This is a genomic window from Lysobacter sp. MMG2 (assembly GCF_016735495.2).
In the GTDB taxonomy this organism is placed as follows: domain Bacteria; phylum Pseudomonadota; class Gammaproteobacteria; order Xanthomonadales; family Xanthomonadaceae; genus Lysobacter_J.
The window spans coordinates 719,790-738,693 of sequence record NZ_JAERQY020000002.1; the positions used below are offsets into that span (position 1 = coordinate 719,790).

Consider the following 18,904-nt stretch of genomic DNA (forward strand, 5'->3'; position numbering starts at 1 on the left):
CTCATGGGTTTCAACACTTCGCTGTCCGGCATCAACGCCGCCAACGCCGACCTCAACGTCACGGCGAACAACATCGCCAACGTCAACACGACCGGCTTCAAGGAGTCGCGCGCCGAGTTCGCCGACCTGTTCTCGTCCACGTCCTACGGCCTGTCGCGCAACGCCATCGGTTCGGGCGTGAAGCTGAGCAACGTCGCGCAGCAGTTCTCGCAGGGCAACATCGACCCGACCGGTCGCGGCATGGACGTGGCGATCGACGGCGAGGGCTTCTTCGTCCTCAACGACAACGGCGCGCGCGTGTACAGCCGCGCCGGCAACTTCCAGCCCGATCCCAACGGCTTCATCGGCACGCCCGACGGCAAGCGCCTGCAGGTGTTCGCGCCCAACGCCAACGGAAACGGTTTCGACGTGGGCCGCCTCGTCGACCTGCAACTGCTCACCACCACCAGCCCGCCGCAGGCCTCCACCAACGTCGACATGCAGGTGACGCTGCCCGGCAACGCCACCGCGCCGACGGTCGTGCCGTTCGATCCGACCGACACCAACACCTACAGCCATTCCACGGGCGGCGCGACGGTGTACGACTCGCTGGGCGTCGGCCACACGCAGACCTCGTATTTCGTGAAGACCGCCAACGCCAACGAATGGCAGGTCTACAACTACATCGACGGCACCGCCGTGGGCGCGCCGACGACGCTGCAGTTCAACGGCTCCGGCGCGCTGATCGCGCCGGCCAACGGCCAGATCCCGATGGCGCCGTTCACGCCGACCACCGGCGCGGGCGTCATGAACCTGACGCTCAACCTGGGCGGTTCGGCGCAGTACGGCTCGGCGTTCGCGCTGCGCGAGATCGACCCGGACGGTTACCCGGCCGGCAAACTCAACGAGATCGACATCGACCCCACCGGCGTGGTTTACGCGCGTTACTCCAACGGTGCCGACCAGGCGCTGGGCCAGATCGCGCTGACCACCTTCACCAATCCGCAGGGCCTGGCGCCGCAGGGCAACAACGTGTGGGCCGAAACCTACGCCTCCGGCGACCCGCGCACCGGCGCGCCGGACACGGCGGACTTCGGCGTGCTGCAGTCCGGCGCGCTGGAAGCGTCCACGGTCGATCTCACCGAACAGCTGGTCAACATGATCACCGCGCAGCGCAACTTCCAGGCCAACGCGCAGATGATCTCGACGCAGGACCAGGTCACCCAGACGATCATCAACATCCGCTAAGCGCGGACGCGATGAGATAGGAGGTCCGTGCCATGACCGATCGCGCGCTCTACATCGCCATGACCGGCGCCAGCACGTCGCTGAAGACGCAGTCGGCGGTGTCGCACAACCTGGCGAACGCGAACACGGTGGGCTTCCAGGCGACGCTCGCCGGTTCCACCGCCGCGCCCGTCACCGGCAACGGCCACGCCTCGCGCGTGGCCGCCGCCGCGCAGACCTACGGCGTCAGCGGCACGCACGGGGCGATCCTCAACACCGGCAACACGCTCGACGTGGCGCTCAACCAGGATCGCTGGCTCACCGTGCAGGACGCGCAGGGCGGCGTGGCCTACACGCGCGCCGGCAATCTGCAGATGAATGCCAACGGCCTGCTGACCAGCAACGGCCGGCCGGTGCTGGGAAGCGATGGCGCGCCGGTCACGGTACCGCCGTTCCAGTCGATGGACATCGCCAGCGACGGCACGATCTCGATCGTCCCGCAGGGCCAGCCCGCTTCCACCATCGCCGAAGCCGGCCGCCTGGGCGTGGTGCAGTCGCGCACCGCCGACCTGGTGCGCGGCGACGACGGCCTGATGCGCGCCGCCAACGGCCAGCCGCCGCCGCCCGCGGCCGGCGACGTGCTCACCTCCGGCGCGGTGGAGAACAGCAACGTCGAGGCGACCTCGATGCTGGTGCAGATGATCCAGACCGCACGCGCCTTCGAGATGCAGGTACGCGTCTTGCAGAGCGTGGATGAGAACGCGCGCAGCGCCAATTCGTTGTTGTCGACGCGCTGAGACGAACCGCCGTAGCCCGGGTAAGCGCAGCGCACCCGGGGCCCGGTGAGGCACCCCGGGTGCGGCCTTCGGCCTTACCCGGGCTACACACATTCCCCAGGAGACAACCGCCATGACCCAGGCTCTATGGATCGCCAAGACCGGCCTCGACGCGCAGCAGACGCGTATGGCGGTGATCTCGAACAATCTGTCCAACGTCAACACGACGGGCTTCAAGCGCGACCGCGCGGAGTTCCAGGACCTGCTGTACCAGACCATCCGCCAGCCCGGCGGCGCGACGTCCGAACAGACGCAGTCGCCCACCGGCCTGTCCACCGGCACCGGTGTGCGCGTGGCGGCGACGGCGAAGGAGTTCTCGCAGGGCAACCTGGCCGTCACCGGCGGCGCGCTGGACGTGGCCATAGACGGTCGCGGCTTCTTCGAAGTGCTGATGCCCGACGGCAGCACCGCCTACACGCGCGACGGCAGCTTCAAGCGCAGCCCGCAAGGCGAACTGGTGACCAGCTCCGGTTATCCGGTGCAGCCGGGCATCCAGTTTCCCGAAGGCACGCAGAGCGTGACCATCGGCGCCGACGGCACCGTTTCGGTGAAGGTGCAGGGCCAGGCCGAAGACGTGCAGGTCGGTGCGCTGACGCTGGCGGATTTCGTGAACCCCTCGGGCCTGCAGGCCATCGGCGGCAACCTCTTCGTCGAAACCGGCGCCAGCGGCCCGGCGCAGACCGGCGCGCCCGGCACCAACGGTGCCGGCCAGCTCGCGCAGGGGCAGTTGGAAGGCTCCAACGTCAACGTCGTGGAAGAGCTGGTGTCGATGATCGAGACCCAGCGCGCGTACGAGACCAACGCCAAGGCGATCTCGACCACCGACTCGATGCTCGGCTTCCTCAACAACAACCTGTGAGGCGCGTCGTGAACGCTCTCGTGCGAATCACCCTGCTTCGAGCCGCCGTGGCCGGCGCGACGCTTGCGCTGTCCGGCTGTGCCGCCGTCGTCGGCGACGTGCGTCCGTTCGAACCGATGGTCGCACCGCCCGCCGCGGTCGTCGCGCCGGTCGCGCCTTCCAGCGAAGGCTCCATCTACGGCGGTCGCGGCCTGAACCTGTTCCAGGACAACAAGGCGCGCGACGTGGGCGACCTGGTCACCATCGTGCTGGTGGAAAACACCAGCGCGCGTGCACAGGCCAACACGTCGGTGAGCAAGGAATCGGGCATCGAGATGGCCGCGCCGACCATCGCCGGCGTGCCGATCACCTACAAGGGCAACGCGATCCTGGAAGCGTCGGTGGAAGGCTCGCGCGACTTCAAGGGCGCCGGCAACAGCACGCAGAGCAACCGCCTCAACGGTTCGGTCACCGCGACCGTCGTGCAGAACCTGGGCAACGGCAACCTGCTGGTGCGCGGCGAGAAGCAGGTGCGCCTGAACCAGGGCGACGAGCTGATCCAGGTTCAAGGAATCGTGCGCACCGCCGATATCGGTCCCGACAACCGCATTTCGTCCGACCGCGTCGGCGATGCGCGCATCGTCTATGGCGGGCGCGGCACGCTGGCGCGTTCCAACGCGATGGGCTGGCTGGGTCGGTTCTTCAATTCCGCTGTCTACCCGTACTGAGGAGGGCGTATGAACATTCGTATTTCCTCCTCGTCGCAGGCTTTGAGCCCCTCTCCCTCCGGGAGAGGGGTTGGGGTGAGGGGCAACGAAGGGAAAGGGTTGAACCGCTTTTGCCGTACAACGCTGCGCGGTTGCTGCGCGCTGTCTGCCCGCATCGCGAGAATCAAAATGGATTCCAGCTTTCGCTGGAATGCCGGTGACAAGGGTGACGGCGTGCGGGCCTGGATCCCGGCCTTCGCCGGGATGACGGTTTCGATGGCGTACGCGTCGACGTTCGCGCTGCTCGCCGTCGCCACCGCCCTGCCCGCCCACGCCGAACGCATCAAGGACCTCGCGCAAGTGGCTGGCGTTCGCGGCAATCCGCTGGTGGGTTACGGCCTCGTCGTCGGACTGGATGGCAGCGGCGACCGCACCAGCCAGACGCCCTTCACCGTGCAGAGCCTGAAGACGATGCTCGACCAGCTCGGCGTCAGCATTCCGCCGGGCGTGAACCCGCAGCTCAAGAACGTCGCCGCCGTCGCCATCCAGGCCGAACTGCCGCCCTTCGCCAAGCCGGGCCAGCCGATCGACGTCACCGTCTCGTCCATCGGCAACGCCGGTTCGCTGCGCGGCGGCAGCCTGCTGATGGCGCCGTTGAAGGGCGCCGACGGCCAAGTCTACGCGATCGCGCAGGGCAGCCTGGTGGTGTCGGGCTTCGGCGCGTCCGGCAAGGACGGCTCGCGCATTTCGGTCAACGCGCCCAACGGCGGACGCATTCCCAACGGCGCGATCGTCGAACGCGCGGTGGCCGGCGCGCCGGCGGCGGGCAACGTCACGCTGAACCTGCACGAGGCCGACTTCACCACCGCCTCGCGCATCGTCACCGCCGTCAACGCCGCGTTCGGCAACGGCCGCGCGCGCGCGGTGGACGCGGTCACCATCGAAGTGATGCCGCCCAACGACGGCGACCGCGTCGGTTTCCTGGCGCGACTGGAATCGCTGGACGTGAGCCCCGGCGCGGCGGCGGCCAAGGTCATCGTCAATTCGCGCACCGGCACCGTGGTGATGGGCGGCCAGGTCAGCGTGCTGCCGGCGGCGGTGTCGCACGGCTCGCTGACGGTGTCGATCACCGAGAACACGCAGGTCAGCCAGCCCAACGAATTCGGCCGCGGCGACACCGTGGTCACGCCGCAGTCCTCGGTCGAAGCCAGCCAGGACGGCGGCCGCATGTTCCTGTTCCAGGGCGGCACGTCGCTGGAGCAGATCGTGCGCGCGGTGAACGCCGTCGGCGCCGCACCGGGCGACATCGTGGCGATCCTGGAAGCGCTCAAGCGCGCCGGGGCGCTGCGCGCGGAGCTGGAGGTGATCTAGTGCCATCCAATCGTCGACAGCACGGCCTTTGTAGCCCGGGTAAGCGAAGCGCACCGCGCCCCACAGACAACTCAGTCGTGGCGGCGATGAACGCGCCGCAGCGCGTTGCACCGGTAACGTGCGACTTGTTTGTGGTTTGGGCGCGTCACCCCGGGTGCGGCTTCGCCTTACCCGGGCTACAGCATCGCGCGCAGGCACAGCTCTTGCCTTGACCCCACCATGCACCTGCGCCCCGCCACCGCCCAGCCGCTGTCGAGCACGGAAACCCCGCGCGTCGACCGCTCGCGCCTGGAACACGCGGCGCAGCAGCTGGAAGCCCAGTTCGCGCAGATGCTGGTCAAGTCGATGCGCAGCGCCAGCTTCGGCGACCCGCTGATGGGCGACAACTCCACCTACCGCGACATGTACGACCAGCAGCTTTCGCGCGAGCTGGCCAAAGGCCGCGGACTGGGCCTGGCGCCGATGATCGTGCAGCAGCTCCAGCGCAGCACGGGCGCCGCGCAGAACCCCGGCGTCGTCACGCCCGAAGGCGGTTTTCCGATCGATCCGACGGCGACGGGCATGTCGCTTTCGCTCACGCCCAGCAGCGGTGGCGTGTCGCTGCAGGGCGTGGCCGCACCCGCCTTGCCGCGCGTGGAAACACCGCCGGTCGAATGCGACCCCAACGCCAAGCTCGACTGCTCCAGCCCGGAAGCCTTCGTGCGTTCGGTGTGGCCGCATGCGCAGCGCACCGCGCAGGAACTGGGCGTCTCGCCCAAGGCGCTGGTCGCGCAGGCCGCGCTGGAAACCGGTTGGGGCCGGCGCCTGGCGAACCGCGAAGGCGGCGCCACCTCGCACAACCTGTTCGGCATCAAGGCCGGCTCGCGCTGGGGCGGCGAACGCGCCAGCGCGAACACGCACGAATACGTCGACGGCGTGCGCACGAGCGAGCGCGCGGACTTCCGCGCCTACGGCTCGGTCGGCGACAGCTTCAGCGACTACGCACGCCTGCTCAACAACCCGCGCTATGCGCAGGCGCGCGCAGCCGGCACCGATACGCGGCAGTTCGCGCAGGCGCTGCAAAGCGCCGGCTACGCCACCGACCCCGCCTACGCCGCGAAGATCAACGCGATCGCGGAAGGCGCCACGCTCAACCGCGCGCTCGCCTCGCTCGACGCCGGTTCGACGCGCGGATGACCCCAGGACGCTGACCCATGGCCAATATCCTCTCCACCGGTTCCGGCGCGCTGATCGCGTTCCAGCGCGCGCTCGCGACCGTGAGCCACAACGTCGCCAACGTCGCGACAGAAGGCTATTCGCGCCAGCGCGTCGACCTGGCCACGCGCTCGCCCACCGACATGGGCTACGGCTACGTCGGCAACGGCGTGAAGGTGGCCGATGTGCGCCGCATCGCCGACCAGCTGGCGACCACGCGACTGCTCGACAGCGGCGGCGAACTGTCGCGCCTGCAGCAACTGTCGGCGATGGCCTCGCGCGTGGACAGCCTGATTTCCGACAAGGCGACCGGCCTTTCCGGCGTGTGGTCGAACTTCTTCGACGCCACCACCGGCCTGAGCAGCAACGCCTCGTCCTCGGCCGCGCGCCAGGAAGTGCTGTCGGATGCGAACGCGCTGGCCTCGCGCTTCAAGCAGCTCAATTCGCAGCTCGATTCGATGGGCAACGAAGTCAACAGCGGCCTGCGCAGCAGCGCCGAGGAAGTGAACCGCATCGGCGCGGAAATCGCGCGCCTCAACGGCGAGATTTCCTCCAACCCGAACCACGTCTCCAACGACCTGCTCGACCAGCGCGACCGCCTCGTCTCGCAGATGGTCGGGTTCACCGGCGGCACCGCGGTCGCGCAGGGCGACGGCTCGCTCAACGTGTTCACCGCGGGCGGCCAGGCGCTGGTCGTGGGCAACACGTCGGCGAAGCTGACCACCATCACCGACCCTTACCAGCCCGAGCGCCTGCAACTCGCGCTGGAAAGCAACGGCCAGCAGATCCGCCTCAACGACACCGCGCTGGGCGGCAAGATCGGCGGCTTGATGGATTTCCGCAGCGACGTGCTCGATCCGGCGCAGGCCGAGCTGGGCAAGATCGCGGTCGGCCTGGCCGAAACGTTCAACAAGCAGCACCGCGCCGGCATGGACCTCAACGGCCAGATGGGCACGGACTTCTTCAACATTCCCGCGCCGCGCACGAGTGGCCATGCCGGCAACACCGGCAACGCCTCGCTCACCGCCAGCGTGGGCGATCTGTCCAAGCTCGACGCGCAGAACGTCGTGCTGAAATTCGACGGCACCGCATGGAGCGCCACGCGCGCCGACACGGGCGCCAACGTGCCGCTCACCGGCACGGGCACCGCCGCCGATCCGCTCGTCGTCGACGGCGTGGAACTGGTCGTCGGCGGCACGCCGGGCACGGGCGACCGTTTCCTGCTGCAACCCACGGCGGGCGCGGCGGGCGGCATCGGCGTCGCGATCGACGATCCCAATCGCATCGCCGCGGCCACGCCGGTGAAGGCGAAGGCGGAACTGGACAACGTCGGCACCGGCAAGATCAGCGGCGTGAAGGTCACCGATTCGACCAACGCCAACCTGCTCACGCCGGCGGACATCGAATTCATCGACGGCACGCAGTACACCGTCAACGGCGCCGGTCCCTTCACCTACACGCCGGGCCAGCCGATCAACGCCAACGGCTGGAGCCTCACGCTCGACGGCGTGCCCGTCGCGGGCGACCGCTTCAGCGTGGGCAGCACGGGCGCCGGTTCCAGCGACAACGGCAACGCGATCCTGCTGGGCAACCTGGACGATGCGAAGGCGCTGGGCAACGGCACCGTCTCGCTCAACAACGCCATCGGCGGGCTGACCACGCAGATCGGTTCGGCCGCGCGCCAGGCCGATTACGCCGCCGAGGCGCAGCAGGTGCTGCACGACCAGGCGCAGGCGGCGCGCGATTCCATCTCCGGCGTCAACATCGACGAAGAGGCGGCCAACATGATGCGGTTCCAGCAGGCCTACCAGGCGGCGGCGCAGGTCATCTCCACCGCCGACAGCATGTTCCAGTCCCTGATCAGCGCGGTGAGCCGATGAACACGCGTATCTCCACCGCCGGCGCGTACTCGCTGCAACTGAGCACGATGCTGTCCAAGCAGGCCAGCCTGGCGCACACGCAGCAGCAGCTCGCCAAGGGCGAGCGCCTGGTGACCGCGAAGGACGATCCGGTCGCGGCCGGCACGGCCGTGTCGCTGGACCGCGCCAACGCCGAACTGGAACGTTTCGGCCAGAACGCCAACCTGCTCGGCAATCGACTCAATCTTCAGGAAAGCGTGCTCGCGCAGGCGGGCGAACGCCTGGCGCGCGTGCGCGAGCTCACCATCCAGGCCAACAACGCCAGCCTGTCGAGCGACGACAAGAAGGCGATCACCGCCGAGCTGAAGGTGATCCGCCAGGAAATGATCGGCCTGGCCAACAGCCAGGACGGCAGCGGCCGCTATCTGTTCGGCGGCACCGCCGACGACCACGCGCCGTTCGTGGTCAACGGCGGCAATGTCGGCTACACCGGCGACCAGCGCCAGCGCCAGGTCGAGATCGCGCCGGACCAGTTCGTGTCCGACACGCTTCCGGGCAGCGAGTTGTTCATGCGCATCAAGACCGGCGACGGCCGCATCGACGGCGCGGCCGCCACGACCAACACCGGCAGCGGCGTGCTGATGGAATTCGGCCTGGACGCCACCGCTGGCTGGAACGGCGGCCGTTACAGCGTGGTGTTCACCGCGCCGGACGCATACGAATTGCGCGATGCAGGCGGCGCCGTCGTCGGCACCGGCACGTATGAAAGCGGCGAAGGCATCAGCGTCGGCGGCCTCAACCTGCGCATCGACGGCGCGCCGGCGGCGGGCGACAGCTTCAGCATCGGCCCGGCCGGAAACCAGGATGTGTTCGGCATGATCGACGACCTCGTCGGCGCGCTCGAACTTCCCGACGACACGCCCGTGCAGCGCGCCGCGCAGCAGAACGCGTTGCAGGCCTCGCTGCGCGACGCGGCGACGGCGCAGGACCATTTCATCGACGGCCGCGCCACCGGCGGTGCGCAGCTGGCCGCGATGGACAGCGCCGCCGAACTGCGCGAAGCGCAATCGGTGACGCTGGAAACCACGCTGTCGGGCATCCGCGACCTGGACTACGCCGAAGCGATCAGCCGCTTCCAGCTGGAAAGCACCGCGTTGCAGGCGGCGCAGCAGGCCTTCATGCGGCTGCAGTCGAGTTCGTTGTTCGATTTGATGCGGTAGTTCGTGATTCGCAAGAGAGCGTGTCGGCCTTGTTCGTCATTCCCGCGAAAGCGGGAATCCAGTGCCTTCATGACGCCTCAAGTCGCTGGATTCCCGCTTTCGCGGGAATGACGGTGAGGAGGCAGCGGCTCGAAGCGGCTCCCGCCGCCCAGCGCCGGGGCAGTCGTCAAGGGTCAAACCGTGATTCCCCCCACGAATCCCGAATCTCGACTCCCGAATCCCCGCTTGTGTCAACCAGGAGCTAAAGGTTTCCCCAGGGGCACCGATATCTAGGTCAGCAGCGGCAAGGGCCGGCAACACCGACCAACCACTGCGGTCTTGCCGGCCGGCGAAGTGCTTCGCCGGTGCCCTAACCGAAACCTACGGAGAATCACCATGGCACAAGTCATCAACAGCAACGTGATGTCGCTCAATGCCCAGCGCAACCTGGGCACCAACAGCGCCAGCCTCGGCACCACCATCCAGCGTCTGTCGTCGGGCCTGCGCATCAACAGCGCGAAGGACGACGCCGCCGGTCTCGCAATCTCCGAGCGCTTCAGCACCCAGATCCGCGGTCTCGACGTCGCCGTGCGCAACGCCAACGACGGCATCTCGCTGGCCCAGTCGGCCGAAGGCGCGATGGTCGAGATCGGCAACAACCTGCAGCGCGTTCGCGAACTGGCCGTGCAGTCGGCCAACGCCACCAACTCGCAGTCCGACCGTGACGCGCTGAACGCCGAAGTCACGCAGCTGGTCGCCGAAATCGACCGCGTCGCCAACCAGACCAACTTCAACGGCACCAAGCTGCTCGACGGCTCCTTCGCCGGCGCGCTGTTCCAGGTCGGCGCCAACTCCGGCCAGACGATCGGCATCAACAGCATCGTCAATGCGCAGTCGAAGGAACTGGGCAGCACGGTGTTCGCCGCCGACATCGCCGGCGCCGCGATCGTCCCGGGCGACCTGACGGCCGACCCGAACGACGCCAGCAAGCTGCTCGTCACCGGCGCCACCGTCAACGGCGTCGACGTCGGCGACATCAGCGTGGCCGCCGATGCCACGGCCGGCGACATCGCCAAGGCCACCGCTTCGGCCGTCAACTCGAAGATGGACCAGACCGGCGTGTACGCCAAGCTCAACGACACCGGCGACGGCGTCGTGCTGACCGCGATCAAGGCCGACACCAACATCGAGACCACGGGCCTGGACGATGTGGGCGTCGTGGCCGCCGATGACGTCGTCATCGACCTGACCGACAACACCACCTTCTCTCGCGTCCACGCCTCGGACCTGGACATCACCAGCTTCGACGGCGCCCAGCGTGCGCTGGAGATCGTCGACAAGTCGCTGACCGGCGTGAACTCGGCCCGCGCCGACATGGGTGCGATCCAGAACCGCTTCACCTCGACCATCGCCAACCTGCAGGCGACGAGCGAGAACCTGACCGCTTCGCGCAGCCGCATCCGCGACGCCGACTACGCGAAGGAAACCGCCGAGCTGACCCGCACGCAGATCCTGCAGCAGGCCGGCACCGCGATGCTCGCGCAGGCCAACGCCGTACCGCAGAACGTCCTCAGCCTGCTGGGCTGATCCACCGCCAGACGGGGCGCGAGATCCGCGTCCCGATGGCACCCTGGCGGGATGCGCGCGAACGCATCCCGCCGGTTCTTTTCCGCAAGGAGTTGCCATGACCGCTCATCGTTCGCCCCGTTCCACGCCGCGCATCGCGGCCCACGGTTCACGCGGAAGGTAAGCGGTCATGGCCATTTCCACGCTCGGCTCGGGCATCGATATTCCTTCGCTGGTCTCGCAACTGGTCGCGGCCGAACGCGCGCCTGTCGAGAACCGCATCGCCCGCGGCGAAACCGCCGCCAAGACCCAGCTTTCGGCCATCGGCGCGCTCAAGGGCGCCTTCTCCGGCCTGAAGACCGCGCTGGACAAGTTGCGCAAGGAAGACGGCACCAACGCGCGCATCACCAACGTGCCCGAGAAGGCCGGCTTCACCGCCACCGCCGCGACGTCGGCGGCGGTGGGCGAGTACGACATCGAAGTGGTCAGCCTGGCCACGGCGCACAAGCTGACCTCGGCCGGCAAACCGGCCGAGACGAAGATCGGCACCGGCAAGCTCATCATCGAGGCCGGCGACGAGAAGATCGAAGTCGAGATCAAGGAAGGCCGCAACACGATGGCCGACATCCGCAGCGCGATCAACGCCGCCGCTGCGGGCAAGGGCGTGAGCGCCAGCCTGGTCAACGCCGACGATGGCCAGCACCTGGTGCTGACGGCCAACGACACGGGCACCGAAGGCAAGCTGCGCATCACCACCACCGGTGGCGACGGCGGGCTTTCCGCGCTGGTCTACGACCCCGGCGTGCAGACCTCGATGACCGAGACCGTCAAGGCCGCCGACGCCAAGGTGGTCGTCGACGGCATGGAGCGCACCTCCAGCAGCAACAACATCACCGACCTGCTGCCCGGCGTCACGCTGACGCTGAAGGAAGCCAAGCCGCACGAGACGTTCACGCTCAAGGTCTCCACCGACGACGCCGCGCTCAAGACGACGCTCCAGTCCTTCATCAGCGCCTACAACACGGCGATCGGGCTGACCAAGTCCGTCACCGCGTACAACGCCGAGACCAAGACCAGTTCGGCGCTCACCGGCGACAGCATGGTGCGCGGCCTGCAGGCGCAGCTGCGCACGATGGCCAGCGAAAATGTGGTTGCGCTCAAGGACCTGGGCGTGAAGATCAACACCGACGGCACGCTGACGCTCAACACCGCCGACATGACCAAGGCGCTGGCCGAGGATCCGGGCGCGCTGTCGCGCCTGTTCGGCGGCGAGGAGGGCTACGGCGCCAAGCTCGAAGACATGCTCGGCTCGGTGCTGGAAGACAACGGCCTGTTCGATTCGCGCAGCGACAGCCTCAACGCGCGCCTGAAGACCTACAACACGCAATACGAAGACCTGGACCGCCGCATGGAATCGCTGAAGACCCGCTACACCGCGCAGTTCACCGCGATGGAGCAGATGGTCACGCAGTTGCAGGGCAGCAGCGGCTTCCTGGCCCAGCAACTCGGTTCGCTGTAATCCAGCCGACGTCACCCCGGAGATCCACCATGCTCGGCAGCCACCGCAACTACGCCAACCAGTACCGCAGCACCGGCGTCAGCGCCGCCGTGCTCGAAGCCGACCCGCACCGCCTCGTCGCGCTGATGCTCTCCGGCGCGCGCGATCGCATCCGCCTGGCCGGCGCCTGCCTGGAACGCGGCGACATCCCGCGCAAGGCCAAGGCCATCAGCGATGCCAGCGGCCTGATCACCGGCCTCAACGGCGCGCTCAACCTGGAAGCCGGCGGTGAGATCGCCGCGGGTCTGCAGTCGCTGTACGACTACGCGCAGCAGCGCCTGCTGTCGGCCAACGCCGACAACGACGCCGGCGCGCTGGGCGAAGTGGACGCGCTGCTGGGCGACATCGAGTCGGCCTGGCTCGCCATCGCGCCGAAGACGCCGTGAGCGTCGCCGTTCCCGTCCTGCCCGAATCCGAAGTGCGCGCGGCGATGCATGCCGAGCACTGGGAGCGCGCGTTCGAGCTGCTGGCCGAACACGACCGCGAACTGCGCCAGGCGCTGGAATCGGTGGACCTGACGAAAACCTCCGCCGCGCCGTGGCGCGAACTGCTGGAGCGCCAGACCGCGCTGCTGCACGACCTGAGCGTGGTGCGCGACGAAACCGCCGCGATCCTTGCCCGCATGGGCCGCGAGCGTCGCGGCGCCCTCGCCTACCGGACCCTGGCCGGATGACGCCGCAGGACGCCGACGTCGCACTCTTCGACGGCGTGCTCGCGCACGAAGACCGCCGCCCGGCGGCGTTCCTGCCCGGAGGCCTGGACCCGGCCTCCGCGCACGGCAGCGCCGCGCGCGCGGAAATGCTGCTGGCTTCGCTCGCCCTGAGCGAACGGGTGCGCGGCGACGACGCCGATGCCGACGCCGAACCCTCCGCCGCCCTGCAACGCGTGGAAGCGAAGGTGGACCTGCTGCTGGGCCTGGTCGGCGCGATGCTGCGCGATCGCGGCGACGTTCCGCCGACCGCGCTGCTGCGCTGGTCCACGCGCGGCGCGCGCATCGACGTGCACGGCGATGCCATCGCCATCCAGCCCGGCGCCCGCGGCGTGCTGCGCGTGCAACCGGCCGACTGGCTGCCGGACTGCATCGAGCTGCCCGCCCGTGTGCTGGCCAGCGACGGCCGCCACGCCTGGGTCGCCTTCGACGCATTGCCGGCCTCACTGGCCGAGGCGCTGGAGCGGCACCTGTTCCTGCTCCACCGCCGCCAGGTGGCGGAAACCCGCCGCCAGCGCTGAGGCCACAGAGCCCGCAGACTCGAGCCCCTCTCCCGTTCACGGGAGAGGGTTTGGGGTGAGGGCAAACCGCGGACCACCCCATACCACCCCGTCCGGTACCCCGGCGCACGGTGGAACATTTGTCGGGCCCGTCACATTCCTTGCGTGAACGAATGGTCCCTCCGCGTCACCTCCGCTAAGGTGCCCCGAACGGAAGCTGGATGCTTTGGGGAACGGAAGTTGGGCTCGGGGCTGTTGCGTGTACTGATCTGCGATGACCACACGCTGGTCCGTGCGGGCCTTCGTCGCCTGCTGGAATCGTTCGCGGATATCGAAGTCGTAGCGGAGGCCGCCAACGCGGACCAGGCCGTCGTCGGCTCACGCCAGCACCAGCCCGACATCGTCCTGCTCGACCTGTCCATGCCGGGCCGCAGCGGTTTCGAGGCCCTGGTCGAACTGCGCCGCGACCACCCCACCTGCCGGGTGGTGGTGATGTCGATGCACGACGACCCCACCCACGTGCGCGAGGCCCTGTCGCGTGGCGCCAGCGGATTCGTCGTCAAGGAAGCCGCGCCGGCCGAGCTGGAAATCGCCATCCGCGCCGCCGCGGCCGGCCGCACCTATCTGAGCCCGCAGGTCTCCGCGCCGCAGTTGTTCGCGCGTCCCCGCAGCGAGGAAGGCATCGACTCCCTGCCGCCGCGCCAGCGCGAGATCCTGGCTGCCCTCGGCGCAGGCCGCACCAGCAAGCAGATCGCCGCCGACCTGGGCATCAGCGTCAAGACGGTGGAGACCCACCGCGCCCGCATCATGGCCACCCTCGGCTGCCGCAACGCGATCGAACTGCTGCGCATGGCGATGCGGTTGCATGATCGGCCCAGTGCCTGACGTCTGACTCCTCACGCCTGATCGCGTTGCGTCCGCGCGCGTTCCCGCTTCGCCTGCCCTCACCCCAACCCCTCTCCCGCAAGCGGGAGAGGGGCTAGGCATGTCGTCATCCGGGCGAACGGACTGCGGTTACCCGTCTCGGCCAAGACCTAACCGAAACCGTCATCCCCGCGAAGGCGAGAATCCCAGGCCCGGAGCCTCCCCACCCACAAGTCGTCATCCCCGCGAAGGCGGGGATCCAGGCTCGCACGCATCAAGCCTTTCGAAGGCCGGAGTGGATCGGATACATGGAGGGTGCCGCCATTCGGCGGCCCGAAAGACCCCGCCTTCGCGGGAATGACGGTGGGGTGGTTCACCACAGAGGGAGTGCCCGGATGCTGCGGGCCTGGATCCCGGCCTTCGCCGGGATGACGGTGAATTTGCTGTTGCTGTTGCTGTTGCTGTTGCTGTTGCTGTTGCTGTTGCTGTCGAACAGCCTTTCAGGTCCCTAGCCCCGAAGGGCGCCGCACATGGATGTGCGGCGGTGAGCGCTGAGCCATGGATGGCGAATCGCGAACGCGCCCTTGCTCCTTCCGGTCGTGGGATTGGGGTGTCAAGGAAGGCCCTTTCTTTTGGTTACTTTTCTTTGGGCAAGCAAAGAAAAGTGACCCGAGCGGCGCAGCCGATCGGAAGCTTTGTTGTTGCTCCTTCTTTGAGAAGCCTGAGAAAGCCAAATCAAAATGGATTCCAGCTTTCGCTGGAATGACGGGGACAGGGCCCGCCGTCATCGAAGCGCCCCTCGTATCGCGCCAACCCCCATTCTGGCCCGCCCCTTGCAACCCTCCACCCGCCCCCGCCTCCCCGCGCCAACGGATCGTCACAAACCCCAACAGTGACGGATGCACGCGTGCCCCATCGCGTCACTGCATGACGCATCCGCACACGGCCAGCCGGAAACACGTCGCAATGTCAGGGTTACCCCGACACGCCTACAGGTATTCCCCGGCGTATGTCCGGGCTCGCCCCGATTAGTTTCCCGTCACCTTCACATCACGATGACTTCCGTGGCCGCCGGCTCCGGCGGATGGGGACACAACCGTGAAAGCCGTGATGAGCCCGAAGCTCGGGCTGGGCGTCAACCTGACGCCGCAACTTCTGCAATCGATCCGCCTCCTGCAGCTCACCGCGCCGCAGCTCGAACTCGAGCTTCGCCAGGCGCTGGAGCGCAATCCGCTGCTGGAACAGGACGAGGCCGAGGACGAGGGCGTCGACGCCACCGTCGATGCGCAGCTGGAAACCGCGGCATGGGACGAACTGCCCGAACCCTCGTTCGTCTCCGGCGGCAGCGCCGGCGGCGATTTCGACGACGACTCGGCCGCGCGCATCGCCGACGGGGAGTCGAGCGATCCGCGCCTGCGCCTGCTGAAGTCGCTGTCCCTGCAGTGGAACGCGCGCGATCTCGAACTGGCCGCCTGGTGGCTGGACCAGTGCGACGACCGCGGCTACCTGGAAGCCCCGCTCGACGAACTGCACCTGCTCGGTGCCAGCACCTGCAATGTCGATGCCAGCGAACTTGAAATCGTCCGCCAGCGCCTGCTGCACGGCGAATGGCCCGGCGTGGCGTCGTGCGATGCCGGTGAGTGCCTGCGCGCGCAGCTGTCGATGCTGCCCGAATCGGCCGGACGCACGCTGGCGTCGCGCATTCTGCGCGACCACGTCGACCTGCTGGCGATGCACGACGAAGCCGCACTCGCCAAGGCGCTGCAGGCCGACACCAACGCCGTGCGCGACGCCATCACGCTGATCCTCACGCTGCGCGCGCATCCCATCGAGGACGCGCCGGCTAGCGATCGCGACGTCGTCATTCCCGACGTCGTCGCCTGGCGCGCCGACGGCCGCTGGCATGTCGCGCTCAACCAGCGTTCCACGCCGCGCGTGCGCATCGCCTCGCATTGCGAACGCGCCCTGGCCGATGCGCCCGGCGACGTGTCCGCGCTGCGCGGCCTGCTCGACGAAGCCCGCTGGCTGGTGCGCGGCGTGGCGATGCGCAACGACACCCTGGTGCGCACCACGCAGGTGCTGGTCGAACGCCAGCGCGCGTATCTGGAACGCGGCGACGAGGCCATCGCGCCGCTGACGCTGCGCGAGGTCGCCGACGCCATCGGCATGCACGAATCCACCGTCTCGCGCATCACCACCGGCAAGTACCTGCAGACGCCGCGCGGCACGCTGGAACTCAAGCGCCTGTTCGCGGTGCGCCTGGACGGCGCGGACGTGTCCGGCAGCGCGGTCAAGGCGATGGTCAAGCGCCTGATCGACGACGAGCCCGTGCACGCCCCGCTGGCCGACGACACCATCGCCGGCCTGCTCGCCCGCCAGGGCGTGCGCGTGGCGCGACGCACCGTTGCCAAGTACCGTGACCAGCTGGCCATCGCGCCGGCGCGCCAGCGCCGCCGCCCGGCCGTCGCAATGGCAAAGGCAGGCTGATCATGCGTGAACTTCGAATCCTCATCGTCGACGACCACCCCGGCTTCATCAGCGCGGCGATCCGCCACCTGCGCCGCCAACCGTGGGCGAACGTCATCGGCACCGCCGGCAACGGCATCGAAGCCATCACCCAGTGCGAGACGCTGCGTCCCGACGTGGTGCTGATGGACATGGCGATGCCGGAGATGGGCGGCCTGCAGGCCGCGCGCCTGATCAAGGCGCAAGACGAGCCGCTGCCCTACATCGTCATCGCCAGCCATTTCGACGACACCGAGCACCGCGAGCACGCCCTGCGCGCCGGCGCCGATGCCTTCGTCAGCAAGCTGGCCTACATACAGGACGTGCTCCCGCTGCTGGAGCGCCTTGCCACGGAAGACACGCCATGAGCGAATCGCGAATCCTCCTGATCGACAACGACATGGTGCGCGCCGAACGCGTCGCCACGCTGCTGGAGTTCATGGACTTCACTCCCCGCATCGCGGCCGATGCGAGCGAGATCAACCTCGAGCGCGCGCGCGCCACCGACTGGGTCGCGGTCATCGCCGGCGACATCGGCGACGGCGAAGCCTGGGAGCGTTTCGCCGCATGGATCGGCGCGCAGCCGATGCACCCGCCGGTGCTGGAACTGCCCTGCCACGACGACAACGCCGCGTGGCGTGCGCAGGTGCATCCGGATCAGGTGTGGGCGCTGGACTATCCAATCCGACGCACCCAATTGCAGGACGTGCTGCGTCGCGCCAGCCTCAAGCGACTGGACGACGACGCGCGCCGCGAGATCCCGCAGGTCGGCCCGACCGGCCGCAGCGCCGCCGTGCTGCGCTTGAACCGCATGATCGACCAGGTCGCCGCCTTCGACACCACCGTGTTGATCCTCGGCGAATCCGGCACCGGCAAGGAGGTCGCCGCGCGCGCCATCCACGCGCGCTCGCCGCGTCGCGACAAGCCGTTCGTCGCGATCAACTGCGGCGCGATCCCGCCGGACCTGCTGGAAAGCGAACTGTTCGGCCACGAGAAAGGCGCCTTCACCGGCGCGCTGACGCAGCGCAAGGGCCGCTTCGAGATGGCCGAAGGCGGCACGCTGCTGCTGGACGAAATCGGCGACATGCCGATGGCGATGCAGGTGAAGCTGCTGCGCGTGCTGCAGGAACGCTGCTTCGAGCGCGTCGGCGGCACCAGCACGATGAAGTGCAACGTGCGCGTCATCGCCGCCACGCACCGCAACCTGGAAGCGCACATCGCGCAGGGCAAGTTCCGCGAGGACCTGTTCTACCGCCTCAACGTGTTCCCCATCGAAATGCCGTCGCTGCGCGAACGCGCCGCCGACCTGCCGGATCTGATCGGCGCGATCACGCGCCAGCTCTCCGACGGCGGCCGCGGCCGCGTCAGCCTGGCGGGTGACGCGATCGCGATGCTCCAGCAGTACGCATGGCCGGGCAATGTGCGCGAGCTGAGCAACCTGCTGGAACGTCTGTCGGTGCTGCATCCGGGCGGCCTGGTGCGCGCCGACGATCTTCCGGCGCGTTACCGCTGCCAGCTGCCGGCCGAAACACTGGCGGCGATCGACAGCATTCCCGCCGAGGAGCCCGCGCCGGTGATGGCCCTGCTGCGCGAAGCCGACGCGACGCCGGACCCGTCCACGCTGTCCCCGACCACAACGCTGCCGCCGCAGGGCATCGACCTGCGCGGCCACATCGCCAACATCGAACTCGACCTGATCCGCGCCGCCCTGGCCCAGACCGGCGGCGTCGTCGCCCACGCCGCCCCGCTGCTCGGCCTGCGCCGCACGACGCTGGTGGAGAAGCTGCGCAAGTACGGGATCGAGCGCGACACGATGGAGCTGGTATCGGGGTTCTGAGCGGGCCTTTTGCGGGCGGGGGATGTTAGCGCTCGCTTTGTTGGGGTCGGGATTCGGGATTCGGGATTCGGGAAAGCGTCTCCGAAGCCGTCATCCCGGCGAAGGCCGGGATCCAGGCTGTCACGTTGTCCGACGTATCACGTCATTCCAGCGAA

At 68.5% G+C, this 18,904-nt stretch carries 17 protein-coding genes and 1 pseudogene; all 18 read left to right on the plus strand.

Annotation, left to right across the window (positions count from 1 at the left end; all coding sequences use genetic code 11):
• Positions 1 to 3 precede the first annotated feature (3 nt).
• The 18 genes and pseudogenes from flgE (at position 4) to JI752_RS11380 (ending at position 18,749) form a co-directional block, all read left to right on the plus strand.
• Complete coding sequence (flgE, locus tag JI752_RS11295) at positions 4 to 1,227, plus strand: flagellar hook protein FlgE (RefSeq protein WP_216963859.1); 1,224 nt, start codon at positions 4 to 6, stop codon at positions 1,225 to 1,227.
• A 32-nt stretch (positions 1,228 to 1,259) separates the two neighbouring features.
• Positions 1,260 to 2,003, plus strand: a complete 744-nt coding sequence (locus JI752_RS11300) for a flagellar basal body rod protein FlgF (RefSeq protein ID WP_216963862.1) — start codon at positions 1,260 to 1,262, stop codon at positions 2,001 to 2,003.
• Between the two features lie 112 nt (positions 2,004 to 2,115).
• Positions 2,116 to 2,901 carry a flagellar basal-body rod protein FlgG gene (gene flgG, locus JI752_RS11305; protein WP_216963865.1) on the plus strand — a complete coding sequence of 262 codons (786 nt, stop codon included), beginning with the start codon at positions 2,116 to 2,118 and terminating at the stop codon, positions 2,899 to 2,901.
• Positions 2,902 to 2,909: 8 nt separating this feature from the next.
• Positions 2,910 to 3,608, plus strand: coding sequence for a flagellar basal body L-ring protein FlgH (gene flgH, locus JI752_RS11310; protein WP_216963868.1), 699 nt, complete (start codon positions 2,910 to 2,912; stop codon positions 3,606 to 3,608).
• Between the two features lie 243 nt (positions 3,609 to 3,851).
• Positions 3,852 to 4,958 (plus strand): flagellar basal body P-ring protein FlgI, encoded by a 1,107-nt coding sequence (locus JI752_RS11315; RefSeq protein ID WP_305799320.1) that lies wholly within the window; start codon positions 3,852 to 3,854, stop codon positions 4,956 to 4,958.
• 297 nt (positions 4,959 to 5,255) lie between these two features.
• Positions 5,256 to 6,134, plus strand: a pseudogene (flgJ, locus tag JI752_RS11320) (flagellar assembly peptidoglycan hydrolase FlgJ); the annotation flags it as partial.
• 17 nt (positions 6,135 to 6,151) lie between these two features.
• Positions 6,152 to 8,032, plus strand: coding sequence for a flagellar hook-associated protein FlgK (gene flgK, locus JI752_RS11325; RefSeq protein ID WP_216963874.1), 1,881 nt, complete (start codon positions 6,152 to 6,154; stop codon positions 8,030 to 8,032).
• Entirely contained in the window at positions 8,029 to 9,231 is a 1,203-nt protein-coding gene (gene flgL, locus JI752_RS11330) for a flagellar hook-associated protein FlgL (RefSeq protein WP_216963878.1), read from the plus strand. The genes flgK and flgL overlap by 4 nt, the downstream gene beginning before the upstream one ends.
• Before the next feature lie 375 nt (positions 9,232 to 9,606).
• The gene (locus JI752_RS11335) at positions 9,607 to 10,797 is read left to right on the plus strand and encodes a flagellin (protein ID WP_216963881.1); all 1,191 of its coding nucleotides are present in this window, start codon (positions 9,607 to 9,609) and stop codon (positions 10,795 to 10,797) included.
• Between the two features lie 169 nt (positions 10,798 to 10,966).
• A complete protein-coding gene (fliD, locus tag JI752_RS11340) occupies positions 10,967 to 12,295 on the plus strand; it encodes a flagellar filament capping protein FliD (RefSeq protein ID WP_216963883.1) in 1,329 nt (442 codons plus the stop codon).
• 29 nt (positions 12,296 to 12,324) lie between these two features.
• Entirely contained in the window at positions 12,325 to 12,720 is a 396-nt protein-coding gene (gene fliS, locus JI752_RS11345) for a flagellar export chaperone FliS (RefSeq protein ID WP_216963886.1), read from the plus strand.
• Positions 12,717 to 13,007 carry a hypothetical protein gene (locus JI752_RS11350; protein WP_216963889.1) on the plus strand — a complete coding sequence of 97 codons (291 nt, stop codon included), beginning with the start codon at positions 12,717 to 12,719 and terminating at the stop codon, positions 13,005 to 13,007. The genes fliS and JI752_RS11350 overlap by 4 nt, the downstream gene beginning before the upstream one ends.
• Positions 13,004 to 13,564 carry a PilZ domain-containing protein gene (locus JI752_RS11355; protein WP_216963892.1) on the plus strand — a complete coding sequence of 187 codons (561 nt, stop codon included), beginning with the start codon at positions 13,004 to 13,006 and terminating at the stop codon, positions 13,562 to 13,564. The genes JI752_RS11350 and JI752_RS11355 overlap by 4 nt, the downstream gene beginning before the upstream one ends.
• A gap of 234 nt (positions 13,565 to 13,798) precedes the next feature.
• Positions 13,799 to 14,428: a response regulator transcription factor gene (locus JI752_RS11360; protein ID WP_216964320.1), complete on the plus strand. Its 630-nt coding sequence runs from the start codon at positions 13,799 to 13,801 to the stop codon at positions 14,426 to 14,428.
• A gap of 541 nt (positions 14,429 to 14,969) precedes the next feature.
• On the plus strand, positions 14,970 to 15,173 hold the full coding sequence (locus tag JI752_RS11365; protein WP_216963895.1) for a hypothetical protein: 204 nt from the start codon (positions 14,970 to 14,972) through the stop codon (positions 15,171 to 15,173).
• Between the two features lie 332 nt (positions 15,174 to 15,505).
• Positions 15,506 to 16,894 carry an RNA polymerase factor sigma-54 gene (gene rpoN, locus JI752_RS11370; protein WP_216963898.1) on the plus strand — a complete coding sequence of 463 codons (1,389 nt, stop codon included), beginning with the start codon at positions 15,506 to 15,508 and terminating at the stop codon, positions 16,892 to 16,894.
• Positions 16,895 to 16,896: 2 nt separating this feature from the next.
• Positions 16,897 to 17,280, plus strand: a complete 384-nt coding sequence (locus tag JI752_RS11375; RefSeq protein WP_216963901.1) for a response regulator transcription factor — start codon at positions 16,897 to 16,899, stop codon at positions 17,278 to 17,280.
• Positions 17,277 to 18,749 (plus strand): sigma-54 dependent transcriptional regulator, encoded by a 1,473-nt coding sequence (locus tag JI752_RS11380; protein ID WP_216963903.1) that lies wholly within the window; start codon positions 17,277 to 17,279, stop codon positions 18,747 to 18,749. The genes JI752_RS11375 and JI752_RS11380 overlap by 4 nt, the downstream gene beginning before the upstream one ends.
• Positions 18,750 to 18,904 lie beyond the last annotated feature (155 nt).

What these genes read in the sequence shown, in the direction of transcription:
- JI752_RS11355 (WP_216963892.1), top strand. Translation starts at nt 13,004, where the DNA reads ATGACGCCGCAGGACGCCGACGTCGCACTCTTCGACGGCGTGCTCGCG.
- flgE (WP_216963859.1), top strand. Translation starts at nt 4, where the DNA reads ATGGGTTTCAACACTTCGCTGTCCGGCATCAACGCCGCCAACGCCGAC.
- JI752_RS11315 (WP_305799320.1), top strand. Translation starts at nt 3,852, where the DNA reads ATGACGGTTTCGATGGCGTACGCGTCGACGTTCGCGCTGCTCGCCGTC.
- flgK (WP_216963874.1), top strand. Translation starts at nt 6,152, where the DNA reads ATGGCCAATATCCTCTCCACCGGTTCCGGCGCGCTGATCGCGTTCCAG.
- fliS (WP_216963886.1), top strand. Translation starts at nt 12,325, where the DNA reads ATGCTCGGCAGCCACCGCAACTACGCCAACCAGTACCGCAGCACCGGC.
- flgG (WP_216963865.1), top strand. Translation starts at nt 2,116, where the DNA reads ATGACCCAGGCTCTATGGATCGCCAAGACCGGCCTCGACGCGCAGCAG.
- JI752_RS11380 (WP_216963903.1), top strand. Translation starts at nt 17,277, where the DNA reads ATGAGCGAATCGCGAATCCTCCTGATCGACAACGACATGGTGCGCGCC.
- JI752_RS11300 (WP_216963862.1), top strand. Translation starts at nt 1,260, where the DNA reads ATGACCGATCGCGCGCTCTACATCGCCATGACCGGCGCCAGCACGTCG.
- JI752_RS11375 (WP_216963901.1), top strand. Translation starts at nt 16,897, where the DNA reads ATGCGTGAACTTCGAATCCTCATCGTCGACGACCACCCCGGCTTCATC.
- fliD (WP_216963883.1), top strand. Translation starts at nt 10,967, where the DNA reads ATGGCCATTTCCACGCTCGGCTCGGGCATCGATATTCCTTCGCTGGTC.
- JI752_RS11335 (WP_216963881.1), top strand. Translation starts at nt 9,607, where the DNA reads ATGGCACAAGTCATCAACAGCAACGTGATGTCGCTCAATGCCCAGCGC.
- JI752_RS11365 (WP_216963895.1), top strand. Translation starts at nt 14,970, where the DNA reads ATGGCGAATCGCGAACGCGCCCTTGCTCCTTCCGGTCGTGGGATTGGG.
- flgL (WP_216963878.1), top strand. Translation starts at nt 8,029, where the DNA reads ATGAACACGCGTATCTCCACCGCCGGCGCGTACTCGCTGCAACTGAGC.